Source organism: Amycolatopsis sp. NPDC114503, from assembly GCF_055633655.1.
Genome location: NZ_JBVKDT010000001.1, coordinates 877,134 through 894,207 on the forward strand (window position 1 = coordinate 877,134; position 17,074 = coordinate 894,207).

At 69.0% G+C, this 17,074-nt stretch carries 19 protein-coding genes; 10 read left to right on the forward strand and 9 right to left on the reverse strand.

Annotated features, from left to right (window positions below; genetic code table 11):
• The first annotated feature begins 15 nt into the window (after window positions 1-15).
• Window positions 16-1,170, forward strand: coding sequence for a transglycosylase SLT domain-containing protein (locus ACZ7OI_RS04270; RefSeq protein ID WP_470262747.1), 1,155 nt, complete (start codon window positions 16-18; stop codon window positions 1,168-1,170).
• Window positions 1,171-1,225: 55 nt separating this feature from the next.
• The gene (locus ACZ7OI_RS04275; protein ID WP_470262748.1) at window positions 1,226-2,392 is read left to right on the forward strand and encodes a pyridoxal phosphate-dependent aminotransferase; all 1,167 of its coding nucleotides are present in this window, start codon (window positions 1,226-1,228) and stop codon (window positions 2,390-2,392) included.
• 74 nt (window positions 2,393-2,466) lie between these two features.
• Here the strand turns inward: ACZ7OI_RS04275 and ACZ7OI_RS04280 are convergent, their stop codons facing one another.
• Together ACZ7OI_RS04280 and ACZ7OI_RS04285 are read right to left on the reverse strand one after the other, a co-directional pair.
• A complete protein-coding gene (locus tag ACZ7OI_RS04280; RefSeq protein ID WP_470262749.1) occupies window positions 2,467-3,444 on the reverse strand; it encodes a hypothetical protein in 978 nt (325 codons plus the stop codon).
• A gap of 183 nt (window positions 3,445-3,627) precedes the next feature.
• A complete protein-coding gene (locus ACZ7OI_RS04285) occupies window positions 3,628-4,803 on the reverse strand; it encodes a S53 family peptidase (protein WP_470262750.1) in 1,176 nt (391 codons plus the stop codon).
• Window positions 4,804-5,263: 460 nt separating this feature from the next.
• Here ACZ7OI_RS04285 and ACZ7OI_RS04290 point away from each other — a divergent pair, with 460 nt between their 5' ends.
• Window positions 5,264-5,449 carry a hypothetical protein gene (locus ACZ7OI_RS04290; protein ID WP_344266394.1) on the forward strand — a complete coding sequence of 62 codons (186 nt, stop codon included), beginning with the start codon at window positions 5,264-5,266 and terminating at the stop codon, window positions 5,447-5,449.
• Window positions 5,450-5,515: 66 nt separating this feature from the next.
• Here the strand turns inward: ACZ7OI_RS04290 and ACZ7OI_RS04295 are convergent, their stop codons facing one another.
• Both ACZ7OI_RS04295 and ACZ7OI_RS04300 read right to left on the reverse strand, forming a co-directional pair.
• On the reverse strand, window positions 5,516-6,097 hold the full coding sequence (locus tag ACZ7OI_RS04295; protein WP_470262751.1) for an HAD family hydrolase: 582 nt from the start codon (window positions 6,095-6,097) through the stop codon (window positions 5,516-5,518).
• A gap of 16 nt (window positions 6,098-6,113) precedes the next feature.
• Complete coding sequence (locus ACZ7OI_RS04300; protein ID WP_470262752.1) at window positions 6,114-7,130, reverse strand: threonine aldolase family protein; 1,017 nt, start codon at window positions 7,128-7,130, stop codon at window positions 6,114-6,116.
• A gap of 141 nt (window positions 7,131-7,271) precedes the next feature.
• Between ACZ7OI_RS04300 and ACZ7OI_RS04305 the strand changes: the two genes are divergently transcribed.
• The 3 genes from ACZ7OI_RS04305 to ACZ7OI_RS04315 are packed head-to-tail and all read left to right on the forward strand — an operon-like array spanning window position 7,272 to window position 9,112.
• The gene (locus tag ACZ7OI_RS04305; RefSeq protein ID WP_470228411.1) at window positions 7,272-7,781 is read left to right on the forward strand and encodes a SigE family RNA polymerase sigma factor; all 510 of its coding nucleotides are present in this window, start codon (window positions 7,272-7,274) and stop codon (window positions 7,779-7,781) included.
• Entirely contained in the window at window positions 7,774-8,463 is a 690-nt protein-coding gene (locus ACZ7OI_RS04310; RefSeq protein ID WP_470262753.1) for a hypothetical protein, read from the forward strand. Before ACZ7OI_RS04305 ends, ACZ7OI_RS04310 begins: the two co-directional genes overlap by 8 nt.
• 37 nt (window positions 8,464-8,500) lie before the next feature.
• On the forward strand, window positions 8,501-9,112 hold the full coding sequence (locus tag ACZ7OI_RS04315) for a TetR/AcrR family transcriptional regulator (RefSeq protein ID WP_470262754.1): 612 nt from the start codon (window positions 8,501-8,503) through the stop codon (window positions 9,110-9,112).
• A 6-nt stretch (window positions 9,113-9,118) separates the two neighbouring features.
• Here ACZ7OI_RS04315 and ACZ7OI_RS04320 read toward each other — a convergent pair whose 3' ends face one another.
• A complete protein-coding gene (locus tag ACZ7OI_RS04320; protein ID WP_470262755.1) occupies window positions 9,119-9,532 on the reverse strand; it encodes a RidA family protein in 414 nt (137 codons plus the stop codon).
• Window positions 9,533-9,544: 12 nt separating this feature from the next.
• Window positions 9,545-10,201: an HD domain-containing protein gene (locus ACZ7OI_RS04325; protein WP_470262756.1), complete on the reverse strand. Its 657-nt coding sequence runs from the start codon at window positions 10,199-10,201 to the stop codon at window positions 9,545-9,547.
• A gap of 72 nt (window positions 10,202-10,273) precedes the next feature.
• Here ACZ7OI_RS04325 and ACZ7OI_RS04330 point away from each other — a divergent pair, with 72 nt between their 5' ends.
• Window positions 10,274-11,206, forward strand: a complete 933-nt coding sequence (locus ACZ7OI_RS04330; RefSeq protein WP_470262757.1) for a GlxA family transcriptional regulator — start codon at window positions 10,274-10,276, stop codon at window positions 11,204-11,206.
• Here the strand turns inward: ACZ7OI_RS04330 and ACZ7OI_RS04335 are convergent.
• Genes ACZ7OI_RS04335 through ACZ7OI_RS04345 form a run of 3 tightly spaced genes read right to left on the reverse strand, consistent with a single transcriptional unit; the run spans window position 11,182 to window position 13,486 of the window.
• Entirely contained in the window at window positions 11,182-11,892 is a 711-nt protein-coding gene (locus tag ACZ7OI_RS04335) for a FadR/GntR family transcriptional regulator (RefSeq protein WP_470262758.1), read from the reverse strand. The two genes, ACZ7OI_RS04330 and ACZ7OI_RS04335, sit on opposite strands and share 25 nt — an antisense overlap.
• The gene (locus ACZ7OI_RS04340) at window positions 11,889-12,875 is read right to left on the reverse strand and encodes a lactonase family protein (RefSeq protein ID WP_470262759.1); all 987 of its coding nucleotides are present in this window, start codon (window positions 12,873-12,875) and stop codon (window positions 11,889-11,891) included. Before ACZ7OI_RS04340 ends, ACZ7OI_RS04335 begins: the two co-directional genes overlap by 4 nt.
• Window positions 12,872-13,486, reverse strand: a complete 615-nt coding sequence (locus ACZ7OI_RS04345; protein ID WP_470262760.1) for a bifunctional 4-hydroxy-2-oxoglutarate aldolase/2-dehydro-3-deoxy-phosphogluconate aldolase — start codon at window positions 13,484-13,486, stop codon at window positions 12,872-12,874. Before ACZ7OI_RS04345 ends, ACZ7OI_RS04340 begins: the two co-directional genes overlap by 4 nt.
• Window positions 13,487-13,566: 80 nt before the next feature.
• Between ACZ7OI_RS04345 and ACZ7OI_RS04350 the strand changes: the two genes are divergently transcribed.
• From ACZ7OI_RS04350 to purB, 3 genes are read left to right on the forward strand one after another with little or no spacing between them, the layout of a single operon-like run.
• The gene (locus ACZ7OI_RS04350) at window positions 13,567-14,247 is read left to right on the forward strand and encodes an SDR family NAD(P)-dependent oxidoreductase (protein ID WP_470262761.1); all 681 of its coding nucleotides are present in this window, start codon (window positions 13,567-13,569) and stop codon (window positions 14,245-14,247) included.
• An 18-nt stretch (window positions 14,248-14,265) separates the two neighbouring features.
• Window positions 14,266-15,414, forward strand: a complete 1,149-nt coding sequence (dgoD, locus tag ACZ7OI_RS04355) for a galactonate dehydratase (RefSeq protein ID WP_470262762.1) — start codon at window positions 14,266-14,268, stop codon at window positions 15,412-15,414.
• A gap of 34 nt (window positions 15,415-15,448) precedes the next feature.
• Window positions 15,449-16,876, forward strand: a complete 1,428-nt coding sequence (purB, locus tag ACZ7OI_RS04360) for an adenylosuccinate lyase (protein ID WP_470262763.1) — start codon at window positions 15,449-15,451, stop codon at window positions 16,874-16,876.
• Window positions 16,877-17,074 lie beyond the last annotated feature (198 nt).

Here is a 17,074-nt window from a genome sequence, read left to right on the forward strand (position 1 = left end):
CGAGGGGGCTAGAGCATGGCGCTGATCGACTATCCGCCGAACTGGAACGGCATTGTCGAGAAAGCTAAGAAGGTCGACAAGATCAACCCGGACGCGATCAGCAAAGCCGGGCAGCAGTTCAGCGACGCCGCGAAGCGGGCGGGCGACCACGGCCAACAGCTGACGAATTCCGCGAAGTCGTTGGCCGGCGGAGTGTGGGAGGGCCCGGCGGCAGACGCTTTCGTCGACTACGTCACGCAGATCACCACGGCAGGCGCCAAGGTGCAGGGGCATCTTGACGACGTCGGCAAGGACCTGACGCAGCTCTCGTCCGACCTCGGCGGGATCAAGGGCAAGGTCACCGAGGCCTTCAACACCGCCAAAACGAAGATCGACAACCGCATCAAGACCGAGTCGGATAAAGCGCAGAAGGCGCAGGCTGCCGAAGCGGCGTATGCCAACGACAAGTCGGACAAGAAAGGCCCGCCGCCCAGTCCGACGTCGCAGTCGATCATCGACAAGGCGAACCAGGACAACCAAACGGACGCCACGACTGCCGAGCAGGCCATCGACCCGCTGCTGAGCCAGGCCGACGACATGGTCAAGAAGTCGCAGGATCTGATGAAGACGCAGATCGAGGGCGGCTACTCGAAGGTCCCGCTCCCCAACTCGGACGGCACCGTCCCGCAGAGCACCGGCGGTTTGCACACCGGCCACGGAGGTGGCGGCGGAGGCGGTCACCACGGCGGCGGTGGCGGGGGCGCCAGCGGTGGCGGCGGGGCTGGCGGCGGCGGTCTCGGCCCGAGCGGCGGTCCGCCCTCGTCTCCTCCGCCCGGCAACGTTCAGCAGTGGATCCAGGAAGCCATCAAGGCACTGCAGGCCGCGGGCGTGAACGTGACCGACGCGGACATCAAGAACATCTGGGCGATCATCCAGCACGAGTCCGGCGGCAATCCGAACGCGATCAACAACTGGGATTCCAACGCCGCGGCCGGGCACCCGTCCAAGGGCCTGATGCAGTGCATCGACTCGACGTTCAACGCGCACAAGCTGCCCGGCCACGACAACATCTACAACCCGGTCGACAACATCATCGCCGGGGTGCGGTACTCGCTCGACCGGTACGGCTCCATGTCCAACGTCCCGGGCATCGCGGCGATGGCGCACGGCGGCGCGTACCGCGGTTACTGACGGCCCGCCACGCACGCCCCACCCCGCGCGCGGTTCCGCCGGTTAGCCTGGCCGCATGGTCGACATCGGTGCTTTCGGCGGGCCCGCGTTGCGGGCAGGCGTGCCTCCTTTTCACGTGATGGACGTGCTGTCCGCGGCTCAGGCCCGGCAGCGCAGCCACGGTGACCTGATTTCGCTGGCCGCCGGGCAGCCGTCCGTGCCCGCTCCGGCGGCGGTGCTGCGAGCAGCGCAGGAAGCGCTCCAAAACCACACCCTCGGCTACACCGAACAGCTCGGTATTCCTGAGCTGCGCGAAGCCGTCGCCGGGCATTACCGGCGCACGTACGACGTTGACGTGGCCGCGTCCGACGTCGTCATGACCACCGGTTCGTCGGGCGGGTTTCTGCTGTCGTTCCTGGGCGCGTTCGACCCGGGCGCGCGGGTCGCGATGGCCCGTCCGGGCTATCCGGCGTACCGGAATCTGCTGAACGTCCTCGGCTGCGAGGTCGTCGAGTTCGCCACCACGGCCGAGACGAATTTCCAGCCGACCGTCGAGCAGCTCGACCGGCTCGGGCCGATCGACGGGCTCATCGTCGCGAGTCCCAGCAACCCCACCGGGACCGTGCTGCCGCCGGGCGAGCTGGCCGCGATCTCCGGCTGGTGCGCGTCGCACGGCGTGCAGTTGATCAGCGACGAGATCTACCACGGCATCTCGTATGGCAAGCAGCTCGATTGCGCCTGGCAGTACGGCCGGGAAGCGTTGGTGCTCGGGTCGTTCTCGAAGTACTTCGCGATGACCGGCTGGCGGCTCGGCTGGATGCTGGTGCCGCAGCGGCTGCACCGGGCGGTCGACGTCCTGACCGGCAACTTCACCATCTGCCCGCCCGCGGTTTCGCAGTACGCGGCCGTCGCGGCGTTCACGCCGGAGTCGTATGCCGAAGCGGACGCGCACGTCGAGCATTACCGCCGCAACCGCGACCTGCTTTTCGCCGGTCTGCGCGAGATCGGTCTCGACAAGCTCGCCCCCGCCGACGGCGCGTTCTACGCCTACGCCGACGTCTCCGACCACACCACCGACAGCCTGAGCTGGTGCCAGCGACTGCTCGCCGACACCGGCCTCGCGATCACCCCGGGAATCGACTTCGACCCGGTCGACGGCGGCCGCTACGTGCGGTTTTCCTTCGCCGGCGCGACCGAGGACGTGACCGAGGGGGTGCGCAGGCTCGGCGGCTGGCTGGGGTGATCTCTGGCCATCGGCCGCTGACCTGCTGGTGCGTCGAGGCAGCGTGGTTCCTCCGCGCGGCTTGAGCGGTCCGGTCAGCCGGGCTGCTCGGGCCAGTCCCATTCGAGCCCGTACCTCCCGGCGCGCAGTCCGAGCATGACGGCGTGCGTGTTGGCCGATTCGCCGATACGCACAGGTCGTTCGGTCGGGGTCGGATCGCTGAACGGGCGGCGGACCTCCCGGCAGCGGACCGGGACGGCATCGGGACCGAACTGGGCCTCGATCAGGAATTCCTGGATGGGCAGCCGGAAACTGGCGGTCCAGCCGTTGTCGGACGGCTGTCCCGGCTCGGGGTACAGCTCGATCTCGTACTCGAGGACCACGGTTTCGCCGCGGCGGAGCGCACTGTCGAAGAGCAGTTCGTTGATCATCAGGTGCTTCTCTTCGCTCACCGACTGGCGGCCCAGCCTGCAGTTGTACGTCGGGATGAGCGTGGGCCGCCTGCGGGAGCCTGGGGAGAGCTCCAGCAGGTTGAGGTCGTGGCTGATGCCGTCCCGTTCGGCCAGCAGGACGTGCCGGTAGCTGATCCGGTGCACAGCCCGGTCGGAGTCGAGGTGACAGCGCAGGTGCAAGCTGATCCGGCGCAGTCCGTTCTGCGGTGCGATGTCGGCGTCGGTCATCAGCGCCGACAGGCCACTGGAGTCCAGCCACTGCTCGTGGGGCGCGGCGGACTCCTCGGCGGCGACTTGCCTGCCCCTCGGCCGGGGCGGTCCCAGCCTGCCGGACAGCCTGCCCATCGGCAGTTCGAGGACGTTCTCGAGCTGGCGCACCGCTTCTATCGACCGGCGTTGTTCGGGCTGGCGACTGCCGGACTGCCAGTTGCTCAGCGTCGCCAGGCTGACCCGGCTTCCGCGCTCGGTCAGCCTGGCCCGGATGCGTTCCAGAGTGAGGCCGCTGGCATCGATCGCGCCGCGCAGTGTTTCGGCGAAGGAGGGTTCGCCCGGATCGAGGGGGTCGAGGTTATTTCGCTGATCGGGACTGTGCGGCGCAATCGAATAATCGTGGAGCGTCAATGCGCGTCTCCTCCGCTGCGGCTCCCCGTGCCGGTGGCACCTTCCCTTGTGCGGAACCCTATCGAGTGAAGGGAGTCGGACAAAGGCAGCGACCAGCGATCGAGCGGAACGTCGTATTTGTTCCGCCAGACCGCTGGTCGCTATTATGCCCGTTTAAGGTGAACTATCTGAAATTGTCGATTCTTACTTGGTGAAGGCGGCGGTGCCCTTCGGGGTGCCCAGCCCGGTCGGGCCGTCCCAGCCGGTGCCCGCGTTGCACCACTGCTTGGTGTCGCAGCTGCCGTTGCTGCCCGAGGTGACGTCGGTCAGCTGGTCGGTGTGCGACCACGGGTACTGGGCGGGCCAGTCCTGTGCACCGGGGGTGCCGGCATCGGCGTAGACGCTCGCGATGATCGGCGACGAAGCGCTGGTGCCGCCGACGACCTGCCAACCGCTCTGCTGGAAGGTGTCATACACCGCGACACCGGTGGCCGGGTCGGCGACCGCGGAGACGTCCGCGATGGCCTTCTTGTCGCAGCCGGTCGCGTCGGTTTGGAAGGCGGGCTTCGCCGCGTAGCTCGAGCAACCCGAGCCCGCGCCCTTCCACGCCGTCTCGGTGTACGAGCCACCGCTGCTCTTCAGGGTCGTGCCGCCGACGCCGACGGCGTACGGGGAGGACGCCGGCCAGCTCGCGCCGTAGCCGTTGTCACCGCTGGACGCGGTGATCGCCACGCCGGGGTGCTTGAAGTGCGCGTCGCCCGCGCTCCCCTCGGACTCGTCGCCGCCCCAGCTGTTGGAGACGAACTTCGCGCCGAGCTTGACCGCGGTGTCCACCGCCTTGCCCAAGTCGTCGGTGGTGGCCTGATTGGCCTCGACCACGAGGATCTTGGCGTTCGGCGCGGTCGCCGCGATCATGTCGACGTCCAGCGCGGTCTCGACGGCCCAGTCCGGGTCGGCCTTCGGCAGCGGGCTCTCCTGGCCGTCTTCATTCACGATCTGCACGTCGCCGGCGGGTAATCCGAACTGCTTGCGGTAGGCGGCCAAATCCGCTTTGAGAGAGGGGTAATCGCCGGACTCGGTGACGGCGATCGTCTGGCCCGCACCGCCGTCGGCCTTCAGCTGATAGGCAGCTTGCAGCTCTGCGGGGCCGTAGCCGGAGGGGGCGGAGCCGGGGGCGCGCCGGGCCTGTTTGATGTCGGTGCGCACCTGTGCGAAGCAGGACATGCGGCCTGCCGCGCGCACCTGCGCACAGGCGTTTTTCACCGTCGGGCCACCGGTGGCCGAGGGGGCGGCGGAGAATTGCTGCGCGGTGGCAGTTCCACCGGTTGTGAGGGCGAGCGCGACGGCGAAGGCACCGCCTGCGATCAATTTCTTGCGCATTGATTTTGCTCCCGACTCAGTGGTGAATTATTCACCACTGATAGTTGTTCCGGGGCGTCGAATGAACAACGGTCCGATAGTAGGTGCCTTTCAACGGACAGTCGTAAAGCCGTAAAAACTGCATTCCGTGATGTCTCGGCCAGTGCCCGGCCGGTCCGGTGATCAAGAGGCTCAGGTTGTTCTGCCGCCCGCGCGGGCCGCACTGGTCACGGCGCTGGGTTCGGGCACTTGATCGCCGGGCTCGTCGGCCGGCGGCGCGTCGCCGCGAGATCGGCCTGTCAACCAGCCGCTCCGGCGGAGCCCGAGCCGGCCCCGCTGGACGAGACGACCAGGAAAATCCGGTCAGGGGGAACCCTGGGATCCCCCTGAACGTTGGCCCAGCGTAGAGAGTTTCCGTCGCACGGATGGCACGCTGGAGGGCACCGGGCCGACGTGGCGCGGAAACGGCATCGGAGGAGCCATGTTCTGGAAGATCGTCGGAGCGCTCGTCGTGGCCTGGATCGCCTTCATGGTGCTCGGGTCAGTGATCGGCTTCGTGTTCAAGGCCGTGCTGTGGATCGGCATCATCGGCGGGGTGCTGTTCCTGGGCACCGCGGCCTACGGGGCGATCACCGGGAAGAAGCAGTCGAAGCGGATCAGCCGCTGACCGGCGCCGAACCATACTGAGCACACGACGGCTCCCGCACCGAAAAGTGCGGGAGCCGTTCGCGGTTCAGGCCAGTGCCGCGCGGGCGGCTTCGGCTCCGTCCCACAGATGCGCGCGGATTCCGACCGCGCGGGCGCCGTCGATGTTGATCTGGCGGTCGTCGAAGAACAGGCACTCGTCCGGCTTCGCACCGAGTTTGTCCAGCAGCAGCTGGAAAATCTCGGCGTCCGGCTTCGCGACCTTCACGTCGCCGGAGAACAGCGTGTGCTTGAACAGCTTCGCCCACTCCTGCTCGCGCACCCAGACGCCGAACGCCGACGGCGCGTTCGACAGCAGCGCGAGCGAGGCTCCGGCCTCGGACAGCGACTGCAGCAGGTCGAGCGATCCCGGCGCGAGCTGTCCCCAGCCAGCGACGTCGAGCGCGGTCAGTTCGGCCGACAGCGCGTCGTCCACCGTCGCGCCGACCTGGTCGCCGATGGACGTCCAGTACTCCACATCAGGACAGCCGCGGTCGTACGCGTCGCGCACACTCCAGTACACCGGCTCGAACGTCTCGAGCGAGACGCCCATGGCGGCGGCCAGCTTCGGCACCGCGGCGGTGCGGAGGCTGAGCACCTCGCCGTAGTCGAACACGATCCAGTTGGTCACCTGAGTCCCCCAGGGTTCAGGCACCGGCTTTGATCCGGTGCAGTGCTTCGGCGATGTCAGCGGACGACAGGTCGCGGTGCGTCACGAACCGGACCTTGCCCGCCATGGGCAGGGCTTGAATACCGAGCGAGCCGAGCCAGTTCAGCGCGGTCGGCACGTCCGGCACCCCGGCCAGAACGATATTGGTATCCGGCGTCCGCACGTCCCAGCCGTGCTCGGAAAGGCCGTCGGCCAGCCGCTTCGCGAACTCGTGCGTCTCGGCCAGTTCGTCGACGCGGTCCAGCGCGACCAGGCAGGCAGCGGCGAGCACCCCGCCCTGACGCACGCCGCCGCCGAGCATCTGCCGCATTCGGCGGGCTTGCTCGACGAACTCGACACTGCCCGCGACGACCGAGCCGACCGGTGCGCCAAGGCCCTTGCTGAAACACGCCGACACCGTGTCCACGCCCACGGTCAGCGCTGCGGGCGGCACTTGCAGCGCGACAGCCGCGTGCCAAATCCGTGCGCCGTCGAGGTGCACAGTGAGCCCGGCCTGCTTCGCGACGGACAGCAGTTGCGCGTGCTCATCGGGCGGAGTCACCGCGCCACCAGCCGCGTTGTGCGTGTTCTCCAGGCACAACAGCGAGGTGCGAAGCGTGAAGTACGGGCCGGGGTTGCCGATCGCGGCTTCGAGAGTCTCCGGCAGGCACCGGCCGGGGCCCGCGTCGTGTTCGAGGATGTCCGGCATGCCGCCGGCGAGCCAGGCGGCGGAGCCGAGTTCGTTGGTGAGCACGTGCGCGCCGCGGGTCGCGAGGAACCGGTCGCCACGCTGCAGATGGACGCTCAGCGCGATCAGGTTCGCCATCGTCCCGCTCGGCGTCCACAGTGCGGCGGGCATGCCGAGCGTCTGCGCGGCCCGGCGCTCCAGTTCGGCGATGGTCGGGTCGGTGCCGATGACGTTGTCGTCGACCTCTGCCTCGGCCATGGCCGCGCGCATGATCGCGTCCGGGCGGGTGACGGTGTCGGAACGGAAGTCGATCAACTGCCCAGTCATGGTCACAGTCCGATCACATCACACAGGTGGGCGCGGCATCAATGCGGCGGGGGGTGGAACGTTTCCGGCCCGACGTGCAACCGTGGACGCCCCCGGATCCGTCCCTTCACCGGACATGGCCAGAGCGGAGCTGCAAAGCGCGTGGACCAGCGCGACGAACAAGAGTTCGCGGAGTACTTCGCCGCGAGGAGGGACGCCGTGCGCCGGAGCGCCTATCTGATGTGCGGGGATTGGCACAAAGCCGACGACCTCGCGCAGACGGCGTTCGTCGCGTTGCACCGGAGGTGGAAGAAGATCAGAGACCGCGCGGCGACCGACGCGTACGTGCGCAAGACGCTGGTGCGCGCGGTCATCGACGAGTCCCGGCGTCCGTGGCGGCGGGAGCGGCAGACCGAAGTGCTGCCGGAGCCCGTGGACGACGCCCCGGGGCTCGCCGAACGCGTCGCGACGCGCGAGGACCTGCTCGCGGCGTTGAAGGAAGTGCCGCCGAAGCAGCGAGCGGTGCTGGTGCTGCGGTTCTTCGACGGCCTGGACGTCGGAGCCGCGGCGACGGCGCTGGGCTGCAGCGAAGGCAACGTCAAGAGCCAAACGGCGCGCGGGCTGGCAAACCTGCGCCAGGTGCTGGAACGGGAGGTGGAGACCAATGGATGAGCGGGAAGCCGAGACGTTGTTCTCCGCCGCTCCCGGCGAGGTGCCGCCCCCGACGTTCTCGGTGGACGACGTGGTGCGCCGCTCCAGGCGCGAGACGGTCCGCCGGCGCAACCGGATCACCGTCGGCGCCGCGGCCGTGGTGGTGGCCGCTGGGTTCGGCACGTGGGGAATTGTCGGAGTTTCGAGCGAGAAGTCCGATTCGATGGCGAATTCCGCGGCCGCGCCGGTGCAACCCGGCGGACCGGCGGCGCGTCCTTTCAGCAATGGGGATGACTTCCCAGGTCAGCCGTCTCGGCAGGGAGCCGGCGAAACCGGGAGGACCGGCCCTCGGGTCGAAGGCACCTCCGGGTGCGGACGGGTGGACTGGGAGCTCGCCACAGCCCTCGCTGGCGAGCTCCCAGGCCACTTGAACGCCGCGCAGGCTTCCCCAGGCAGCGTTTGTACGACGTCGTCGCGCGGCGCGGGGTTCCCGCTTCCGGACGGCACGATCGGCGCGGCGGTGTTCGCTCGTGGTGCCGCGGTGACCGTGCCCACGCAACCGGCCGGAGCCGTCACCGTGCGTCAGGAAACTGGCAGCGGGGGGACCCTCGTGCTGGTCAGCGTGCCGGGGACGTCCGGGCATCCAGCACCGTACGCAACCGACCTGGCGCGCTTCGCCGCTTCGCTGGCCACCCGGTTCTGATCGGCATCCTCCGGGGCGGCTGGCAGAATGACCGGACATGACGGCAGCAGCCACCACCCCCAAGGGCGAACGACGACGGGCAGCGCTCGTCGAAGCCGCCGCTGAGCTGCTGGCCGAGGGCGGCTTCGACGCGGTCCGGCACCGGGCCGTCGCCGAGCGGGCCGGCCTGCCGCTGGCGTCCACGACGTACTACTTCGACTCGCTGGAAGAGCTCGTCACCGCCGCGGTGGAACACCACGGGCAGACCGAACTGGCCAACGGACGCCGCCAGCTGGACGACCTGACGACCCGGAACCGGGGCGTGCAGGCGACCGTCGAACTCGTGCTGGACATGCTGCTCGGCCCGCAGAGCGGCGATCCGGAAGCCGACGCCGAGGCGGTTCTGCTGCGCTACGAACGCCTGGTCGCCACGGGACGGCGGCCGTACCTGCGGCCGTTGATGCGCACGCTGTCCCAGCAGCTCAACGAACTGCTCACCGAGATCTTCGCCCGCTCCGGGACGCCGGTGGCCAAGGACGAGCTGGACCGCCTGGTCGCGCTCGTGGACGGGGCCGTGGTCAACGCGCTGATCGCGGTCGACCCGGCCCCGCGCGCCGCCGCCGGGCGGATGCTGCGGACCGCGCTCGCGGAGTCCACTGGCGTCCATTGAGGACAGTCAGTCCGGATATGCCGCGGTGGCGCGGATTTCGATCAGGAGCCCCGGGCTGGCGAGCCCGCTGACGCCGATCATCGACCACGCCGGGTAAGGCTCCGCCGTCACGAGGCGCTTCTTGGCCTCCAGGAAACCGGGCAGATGCTGGTGGATATCGACGTGATAGCTCGTGATGTCGACCAGCGCGGAGAGGTCGAGGCCTTCCAGACGAAGGATTTCCTCGATCCGGCGGAGCGCGATCTCGGTCTGCTCCTCGATGGTTTCCGCGATGGCCCCGTCCGGGCGGCGGCCGATCGTCCCGGCGATGAAGAGGAGATTGCCCGCGCGGACAGCGGCCGAGTAACCGAAGCGGGCGAAGGCGGACGCCCCGGACGGCCCGAAAACTTCGGAGTCCTCGGGGATTTCGACGGAGTGCATGTTGATCCTTTCTCAGTTGCCCCAGCGGGACGAGTGGGCGGCGCGTTCGAGCCGGGTTTCGCCGTCGGCCGCGCGTTCCCGCAAGAAATCAGCGGGAGTGGACGGCACCGGCGCGTTCTTCGGGTTTTTCGCGGCCTGCGCGACGATCGCGTCGGTCAGCGAGCGGACCATGTCCAGCCGGGGGTAGGCGGCGTGGATCGCCCCGGCCTGCTCGTCGGTGACCGCGGCGAGGTACTCGGAGCCGATCGGGCCGCCGAAGTCGACGACGACCCCGGCGTGGACGAGCACGCACAGCTGGCCGCGGCGTTCCACGATGCCCGGGGAGGTGTGCAGGGCGATGGCCTGCCAGACCTCGTCGGCGTCCGCGACGGGAATCCCTTGTTCGACAAGGAATCCCGCCGCACGATCAGCCCCTTCGACCTCGAAGCGTTCCACGTGCGGGCCGTCCGGTGCCACGCCGATGTCGTGCATCACGCATGCCGCGAACAGCAGATCGTCGTCGTAGCCGGAGAGCGCGAGCCGGTCGGCGACCAGCCGGGCGAACAGGTAGGTGCGGACGCTGTGGTTGAAGACTGACTGCGACTCCAGCGGGCGGACGACCTCGATGATGGCGTCCGCCAGTGGAGTCGCGGGCAGTGCGGCAACCGGGTCCGGAAGGAGTTCGGTCATGCCTTGAAGCGTGGCCCGTGACGCCCTGACCTGGCGAGTGGCAAGTTTGCCGTACTTCGATAGAATCTTGCCATGACGGTGCATCGGGTAGCGGTGCTGGCGCTCGACGGGGTCCTTCCGCTGGACTTGGCGATCCCGGCGCAGGTGTTCCAGGTCCGGCCGCAGACGCACTACGAGATGACGCTGTGCGCGCTCGCTCCGAAAGTCGCCACCAGTGCCGGATTCGAGCTGGCAGCCGAAGGCGGGGTCGAGGAGCTGCGCGCGGCGGACACGCTGATCGTGCCGGGCTACGACCCGATCCGCGAGACGCCGAAAGCGGCGGTCGAGCTGCTGGCCGAGGCGCGTGACCGGGGACGGCGAGTGGTGTCCATCTGCACGGGCGCTTTCGCGCTGGCCGCGGCGGGAGTGCTGGACGGCCTGCACGCCACGACGCATTGGGAATATATCGACGAATTCGAGCGCGAATACCCCTCGGTCCAGGTCGACCGGGATGTCCTTTACGTCGACGAGGGCGACGTGCTCACCTCGGCCGGCGTCTGCTGCGGCATCGATCTGTGCCTGCACATCGTGCGCCGCGACCTGGGCGCCGCGGTCGCGAATCGGATCGCGCGCGGGCTGGTCGCCGCTCCGCATCGGGAAGGCGGACAGGCGCAGTACGTCCCCGCTCCGCTCGCGGACGCTGGCGACGCTTCGCTGTCCGCCACGCGGGAATGGGCGTTGCAGCGACTGGACGAATCGCTCAGCATCCGCCTGCTCGCCCGGCACGCGGAGATGTCGCAGCGGACTTTCCTGCGCCGGTTCGCCGAGGAAACCGGGACGACTCCGTTGCAATGGCTGCTTAACGCACGGCTCGGAAAAGCGCGGGAACTGCTGGAGTCCACGGATCATTCAGTGGACCGGGTGGCGCGAGACTGCGGTCTCGGCACCCCGGCCAACCTGCGGCTGCACTTCCGGCGGGCGCTCGGGACCACACCGACGGCTTACCGGCGGGCCTTCACTTCCTGACCCGTCCGCTTCGCGTCGGCGGCGGATTTCACCAGCAGCTCCAGCATCGCGGTCTCCGCGCCGACCGGGTCGTGCGCGACGATGGCGTCCAGTACTCGGCGGTGGCTCGGCACCGGGTCGTCGGTGGGGCCCGCGCTGTGGACGAGTTTGTCCCGCTCCGCCAGGCCGATCGCGATAACGCGTTCGATCTGGAGCAGGAAGTTGTTGTGCGCGGCGGTCAACAGGCCGCGGTGGAACGCCAGATCCGCCTCGACACTCGCTTCCAGATCCGGTGCCGCCACCATCGCGTCGAGCGCGGACTCAAGCGCGGCAAGGTCTTCGGCGGTCGCGCGTTCCGCAGCCATCCGTGCCGCGGCGGGCTCGACCACTGCGCGTACCTCGGCCAATTCGTCCAGCAGACCGGCGTTTCCGCGTGCGGTGGTTTGCCAGCGCATGACGTCGGCGTCGAGAAGCTGCCAGTTCTCGCGCGGCTGCACGAACGTGCCGTGCTTCTGCCGTGCGCCGATCATTCCCTTTGCTGCCAATACCTTCAACGCTTCGCGCAGCGCGGTGAGGCTGATGTCCAGCTCCTCGCGCAGCGCGGGGAGGTCCAGCACCATGCCCTCGCGCCATTCGCCGGACAGAATGCGCGCGGCGAGCGTTTCCACGGTCTGTCCGTGCAGGCCGCGAGGGCGATGGTCGGTCACCGGAGCGGAAGCACGCACGTCGGGGAACCGGTCGGATACTTGCGGACTTCTGCGTTTCCCCAGTCTTTCAACGGGAAGACGGAAATGACGTCGTCGCGGAACGCGGCGGTGTAGCACGTTCCGTCCGCCACCGCGAAGTTCCACGGGTAAGCGCCGCACGGCTGGTCGACGGTCGCACGCAGCGGATCTCCGGAGAACGACGTGATGCATTCCGGCCCGCGGTTCGACAGGTAGATCCCGGATTCGAGCACTTCCAGGTGCGCCACCAGGGATTCGCCGCCCGCCGCGGTCGCCGAGGTCGCCGTGACGAACTCGAACGCTCCCGGCGAAGTCTCCCGCATCGTGATCAGTTCGCCGGAGAGTTCCCCTGCCACGTAAGCGATTCCGTCCGCGCCGCGCATGAGCTGGCGCGGTCCCGTGCCCGGCGGCAGAGACGAAACGGCCAGCGGAGTCAGTTTTCCTTCCGGGGACAGGGTGTAGCTGCGGATCTCGTCGGTGCCGAGGTCGACAGCGCTCACCACGGAACTGTCCGCTGAGGACACCGCCATGTGGACGTGCGGGCCTTCCTGCCGGTCGGCGCGCGGCCCGCTCCCGGTGTGCTGCACCAGGTCCGTGCGGCCGTCGATCCGGCCGTCCGGGCGCAGGGCGAACACGGCGAGACTGCCGCCGCCGTAGTTGGCGCACAACAGGAATCGGCCGTCCGGCGTCACCGCGAGATGGCACGGGCTGGCCCCGCCGGATTCCACCACGTCGAGCGCGACCAGACCGTCGGCGACCGATACGGAGGTGATTTCGCCGTAGCTCGTCTCGTTGACCGCGTACACCATCGGCAGCGCGGGATGCTGGGTCAGCCAGGTCGGCGACACCATCGGCAACGTCGAATCCGTGATCAGCTCGCCGCCGGAGCGGCGGAAAACCGTGATTCCCATACCGTTTCCGCCGGTTTCTGCGGTACGGCAGCCGACGAGTACGACGTCGCTCACGAGCTCTCCCTCACCAATGCGGCCACTCTGGCCCGGATGTCGTCCGACGATCCACGGGTCAGCGCCGACCCGATCCCGCAGGCGACCGCGCCCGCGTCGAGCCAGCGTGGCACGTCCTCGGGAGCGATTCCACCCGTCGGCACGAGAGGGGCTTGCGGAAGCGCGGCGCGCACGTCCTTGATCCACTGCGGGCCGAGCGCGGAAGCCGGGAAAACCTTTACGGCGTCAGCACCTTCCTCCAACGCGCGCACGATTTCGGTGACCGAGCCGGTGCCCGGCAGCGCCGCGACGCCGTACCGATGAGCGGTACGCAACACCTCGGTGTGCAGCGACGGCGACACGAGAAACTGGGCCCCCGCACGGATCGCGGCCGTCGCGGACGACTCGTCGAGCACCGTGCCCGCCCCGATCGTGGCCTCCGGATACGCGGCGCTCAGCTCCTCGATCGCGACGAGCGCGCCCGCGTTCGTGAGCGGGACTTCGACCGACTTCAACCCGGCGTCGAGCACTGCCCGCGCGGCGGCGACGGCCGAGGCTGCGTCCGCTGTCCGCACGATCCCGACGACGCCCTGGCGCACTGCTTCGCGCGTGATCTCCCACCGGTAACCCATGCCGGCCAGCCTAGCAGGCAAATTATAAATTACTAATTATTCTTGACGAGGTCGCGGGCGTACCGGCATGCTTCCGAACCATGCGCACTGCCGTGGTGACCGGTGCGGCGTCCGGGATCGGAGCCGCGACCGCCCTCCAGCTCGAAGCCGACGGCTATCGGGTGATCGGCGTCGACCTCGCCCCGGTGCCCGGCGGCGTGCAGGGCGACGTGACCGAAGACGAGACGTGGCAACGCGTTCTCGACCTGGCCGGCGAAGTCGACGCCGTGGTCAGCAACGCGTACCTGCCGACTTTGGGCCCACTGCACGAAACCGGCCGGGCGCAATGGCAACGACAGCTGGACGTCAACCTCACCGCGTCGTACCTGGCCGTGCGCGCCTGTCTGCCTTCGCTGCGATCCCGGCGCGGCTCTGTGGTGCTGGTTTCCTCGGTACACGCGCGATTCGGCCTGCCCGGACACCCGGCTTACGCGGCCAGCAAAGGCGCTTTGGTGTCGCTGGCCCGGCAGTTGGCCGTGGAGTACGCGCCGGAGGTTCGGGTGAATTCGGTGCTTCCCGGACCGGTCGAGACCGAGGCGTGGGACCGGATCAGCGCGGAGGACCGCGCACGCAGCACCCGCGCGACGCCCGCCGGACGGCTCGGCGACCCGGCCGAAATCGCCGCGGTGATCGCGTTCCTGCTCTCGCCCTCGGCGTCGTTCGTCACGGGCTCCGAGCTGACCGTCGACGGCGGCTGGTCGGCCGCGAAGGATTCCGCTTAGTCCGTTTTTGGAGGCACTGTGCAGATCACCGGGGTCGAGACCTTCCTGGTCGCGCCGCGCTGGTTGTTCCTCAAGGTCAGCACCGACGAGGGCATCGCCGGCTGGGGCGAACCGGTCGTGGAAGGTCGTGCCGGGACAGTCCGGGCGGCCGTGCACGAGCTGGCCGAGCTGGTCGTGGGGAAGGATCCGCTGCGCATCGAGGACCACTGGCAGGTGCTGCGTCGCGGCGGTTTCTATCGCGGCGGCCCAGTGCTGTCCAGCGCGCTCGCCGGGTTCGACCAGGCGCTGTGGGACATCGCGGGGAAGGCTCGGAACGCCCCGGTGCACGAGCTGCTCGGCGGCCCGGCGCGCGATCGCGTGCGGGTGTATTCGTGGGTCGGCGGGGACCGTCCTTCGGGGATCTTCGACGCCGTGTCCGCGCAGGTCGAGCGTGGTTTTACCGCGGTGAAGATGAACGTCGCCGGCCCGCTCGGACCGATCGCCACGCCCGCCGAAGCCCAGGCCGTGCTGGCTCGCGCGCGAGAGGCCCGCGAAGCGCTCGGACCCGACCGCGACCTGGCGATCGACTTCCACGGCCGCGTCTCGCCCGCGATGACGCGACGGTTGGTGAAGATGCTCGAAGAAGTACAGCCGATGTTCGTCGAGGAGCCGGTGCTGCCGGAATTGCCCGCGGACGTGCTGAAATCGGTGGTCGAAGCCTCGACGGTCCCGATCGCGCTCGGAGAACGGCTGTTCTCGCGCTGGGAGTTCAAACCGGTGCTGGACGCGGGCGTCGCCGTGGTGCAGCCGGACCCGTCGCACGCGGGCGGCATCTCGGAACTGCGCCGGATCGCCGCGCAGGCCGAGGTGTACGGCGCGAACCTCGCCCCGCACTGCCCGCTCGGCCCGATCTCGCTGGCCGCCGCGCTGCAGGTGGCGTTCGCGACGCCGAACTTCCTGATCCAGGAACAAAGCCTCGGCATGCACTACCACGACGGCCGCGAGCCGGTCGCGTATCTCGCCGACGACGCGTTGTTCCGTTTCGTCGACGGCTACGCCGCGCGGCCGACCGCGCCTGGGCTCGGCATCGAGGTCGACGAGGAGGCTGTGCGCCGAGCCGACGAGGTGGGGCACGAGTGGCGGTCACCGGTGTGGCGGCTTCCCGACGGCAGCCTCACGGAGTGGTGACCGCGCCGCTGACCTGCGCAGGTATCGTGGTCCCGTGACGCTCAAGCCCAGCATTCCGAACGTGCTCGCCGCCCGCTACGCCTCGCCTGAGCTGGTGGCGCTCTGGTCGCCCGAACGCAAGGTCGTGCTCGAGCGGCGGCTGTGGCTCGCCGTGCTGCGCGCTCAGGCCGAGTTGGGCGTCGAGGTGCCCGAAGGCGTGGTCGAAGACTACGAGCGCGTGATCGAGCAGGTCGACCTCGAATCGATCGCCGCCCGCGAACGCGTCACCCGGCACGACGTGAAGGCCCGGATCGAGGAGTTCAACGCCCTCGCCGGGCACGAGCACGTGCACAAGGGCATGACCTCGCGCGACCTCACCGAGAACGTCGAGCAGCTGCAGCAGCTGCGCTCGCTGGAACTGGTCCGCGCGCGCGTCGCCACGGTCCTGTCCCGGCTGGCCGCGCTCGCGGTCGAGCACTCCGACCTGGTGATGGCCGGCCGCTCGCACAACGTCGCCGCGCAGGCGACCACGCTCGGCAAGCGTTTCGCGACCGCCGCCGACGAGCTGCTGGTCGCGTTCTCCCGGCTGGACAACCTGATCGAGCGCTATCCGCTGCGCGGCATCAAGGGTCCGGTCGGCACCGCGCAGGACATGCTCGACCTGCTCGGCGACGAGTCCACTTTGGACCAGCTGGAGTCCCGGATCGCCGAGTTCCTCGGTTTCGGCAACCGGTTCGTCAGCGTCGGCCAGGTGTATCCGCGGTCGCTCGACTTCGACGTGCTGTCCACTGTGGTCCAGCTCGCCGCCGCGCCGTCCAGCCTCGCCAAGACGATCCGGCTGATGGCCGGGCACGAGCTGGTCACCGAGGGCTTCAAACCGGGTCAGGTCGGGTCGTCGGCCATGCCGCACAAGATGAACACCCGCTCCTGCGAGCGCGTGAACGGTCTCGCGGTCGTGCTGCGCGGCTACCTGTCGATGATCGGCGAACTGGCGGGCGACCAGTGGAACGAGGGCGACGTCTCGGATTCCGTGGTGCGCCGCGTCGCGCTGCCGGACGCGTTCTTCGCGCTCGACGGCCTGCTCGAAACCTTCCTCACCGTGCTCGGCGAATTCGGCGCGTTCCCGGCCGTGGTCGAGCGTGAGCTTGATCGCTATCTCCCGTTCCTCGCGACCACGAAGGTGCTCATGGCGTCCGTGCGCCAGGGCGTCGGGCGTGAGACGGCTCACGAGGCCATCAAGGAGAACGCCGTCGGCGTCGCACTCGCGATGCGCGAACGCGGCGCGGAGAACGACCTGCTCGACCGGCTCGCGGCTGACGAACGCCTCCCGCTCGACCGCGCTGACCTGGACGAACTCCTCGCCGACCGGATCTCGTTCACCGGTGTGGCCCCGCGTCAGGTCGAAGAGGTCGCGGCGCGCGTCGAGGACGTGCTCAAGCGATTCCCGGACGCCGCGGCGTACGCGCCGCAGCCGATTCTGTGAGTGCGCGCACGTCGTCCACGTGCTGAGACGGCATTACTCGAACGGGCGAAGCTTTTAGTCTTCGTGCCGAACCCGGAAGCGGGGGGGGAACCACCCACCGAAGGAGTCTTCCTTTGTTTGTGCCCACAAGGCGCCGGGAGGAAAAACGAAAAAGACCACCCAAACACTCCCCCCCCCTTTCTCCACTCCCCTAGACCT

Coding starts and splice junctions, on each gene's coding strand:
- ACZ7OI_RS04270 (WP_470262747.1), top strand. CDS start 16: ATGGCGCTGATCGACTATCCGCCGAACTGGAACGGCATTGTCGAGAAA.
- ACZ7OI_RS04275 (WP_470262748.1), top strand. CDS start 1,226: ATGGTCGACATCGGTGCTTTCGGCGGGCCCGCGTTGCGGGCAGGCGTG.
- ACZ7OI_RS04285 (WP_470262750.1), bottom strand. CDS start 4,803: ATGCGCAAGAAATTGATCGCAGGCGGTGCCTTCGCCGTCGCGCTCGCC.
- ACZ7OI_RS04290 (WP_344266394.1), top strand. CDS start 5,264: ATGTTCTGGAAGATCGTCGGAGCGCTCGTCGTGGCCTGGATCGCCTTC.
- ACZ7OI_RS04300 (WP_470262752.1), bottom strand. CDS start 7,130: ATGACTGGGCAGTTGATCGACTTCCGTTCCGACACCGTCACCCGCCCG.
- ACZ7OI_RS04310 (WP_470262753.1), top strand. CDS start 7,774: ATGGATGAGCGGGAAGCCGAGACGTTGTTCTCCGCCGCTCCCGGCGAG.
- ACZ7OI_RS04315 (WP_470262754.1), top strand. CDS start 8,501: ATGACGGCAGCAGCCACCACCCCCAAGGGCGAACGACGACGGGCAGCG.
- ACZ7OI_RS04320 (WP_470262755.1), bottom strand. CDS start 9,532: ATGCACTCCGTCGAAATCCCCGAGGACTCCGAAGTTTTCGGGCCGTCC.
- ACZ7OI_RS04325 (WP_470262756.1), bottom strand. CDS start 10,201: ATGACCGAACTCCTTCCGGACCCGGTTGCCGCACTGCCCGCGACTCCA.
- ACZ7OI_RS04330 (WP_470262757.1), top strand. CDS start 10,274: ATGACGGTGCATCGGGTAGCGGTGCTGGCGCTCGACGGGGTCCTTCCG.
- ACZ7OI_RS04345 (WP_470262760.1), bottom strand. CDS start 13,486: ATGGGTTACCGGTGGGAGATCACGCGCGAAGCAGTGCGCCAGGGCGTC.
- ACZ7OI_RS04350 (WP_470262761.1), top strand. CDS start 13,567: ATGCGCACTGCCGTGGTGACCGGTGCGGCGTCCGGGATCGGAGCCGCG.